Here is a 1,258-nt window from a genome sequence, read left to right as displayed (position 1 = left end):
CGCGGCGGCCACCTCCTCCAGGAGCGCCTGGACGCGTCGAGCGACCGCCCGGAGGGCTGCCTTGGTCGCCATCGTCGGGTCGGCGAGTCGAGAGTCGTCGATGCGAAATCCTGCGCAGCGACGGACCAGCATCATCGACGAGAGCCCGGACAGGCTCTCGCGCAAAGGGGCAGGAGCGGTGACGAGCAGGCCGTGGAGCTGGTTGAGCGCGGCCGTGCGGGCCTTGACCGCGCCGCGTCGTGCCACGCGCAGGGCGCGGATCGCTTCGACCGGCCCACCGTGGGTCTTGGGCACTCCGCTGGCCTCTCCGGACAGCGCGGCCCGGGCTGCCGCCAGCGCGTCGAGCGGATCAGACTTGCCCTGCCGTCGCCGAGCACGGCGGTGGGGCCGGTCGACCTCGACTACCTGCACCCGGTGCTCTGACAGGGCCGTGGCCAGCCCGGCGCCGTAGGCGCCAGTTCCTTCCACGCCGACCAGAGCGACGGGCCCGAAGGACTTGAGCCAGCCGATCAGCTGGGCGTAGCCGGCTCTGGTGGCCGGGAACTCCCTGTCGCCGAGGACTCGGCCGAGCCCGTCGACGGCGGCGGCATGGTGGGTCCTGCCGTGGGTGTCGACACCGCCGTAGATCTCTTCCGCCGTGCTGGCCACGCTCGTCCTGCCGTTCTCTCGTGCGAACCCGATGCCACGGGCCCGGACGGGCGGCGGACAAGACAGTGACGGGGCGCTGGGGTCAAGCTCCTATGAGGTCACGACGCCCGCCCGGGCCAGTGCGAGAGCAGGCCGCGGTCCCGTCGACGGATCTGGCTGAAGACACCGCGGTCAGTCAGGGAACGAGTCAGACGCGAGCGGCCTGCTCTCGCTGATCATTCTCACTGTCGGGGAAGTAGGAGCCGTTGCGCAGCTTCGGGATCGCCACGTCGATCGTGCCGGTGCGGGTGTCGAAGTCGCGGTGACGGTAGCCGTTGCGGGTGTTCGTGCGCTGCTCGGAACGCTCGCCCCACGCCGCCCCGCAGACGGCGTCGGCATCGGCAGACATGAGCGTGTTGATGAACGTGGTCAACATCTGTCGCAGCAGGTCGGGACTCGCCTGGGACAGCTGCTCGTGCAGGAAATGGGTCGGGTCGATACTGGAGGGTGCGGTCATCGCGTGGAACTCCTGAAGCACTGTGGAAGGTCTCCAGAAGATCACGCGATGGCCGCCCTACACGTCTACGCCACGCCCCTCACCAGGGTCGGGTCGCACACCACCCTGGCGGAC

General features: G+C 69.9%; 1 protein-coding gene and 1 pseudogene. Both read right to left on the bottom strand.

All coding sequences use genetic code 11. From position 1 onward, the window contains the following. Positions 1-648: IS110 family transposase (locus tag PSD17_RS27665; RefSeq protein ID WP_339125213.1), on the bottom strand; the 648-nt coding region annotated here is incomplete at its 3' end. Between the two features lie 199 nt (positions 649-847). Continuing rightward, positions 848-1,144 (bottom strand): annotated as a pseudogene (locus PSD17_RS27660) (transposase); the annotation flags it as partial. Positions 1,145-1,258: the final 114 nt, after the last annotated feature.

This window comes from Pseudonocardia sp. D17 (assembly GCF_036984265.1).
In the GTDB taxonomy this organism is placed as follows: Bacteria; Actinomycetota; Actinomycetes; order Mycobacteriales; family Pseudonocardiaceae; genus Pseudonocardia; species Pseudonocardia benzenivorans.
Note: the sequence above shows the minus strand (reverse complement) of the source record. Positions and strands in the feature narration are given on the sequence as shown.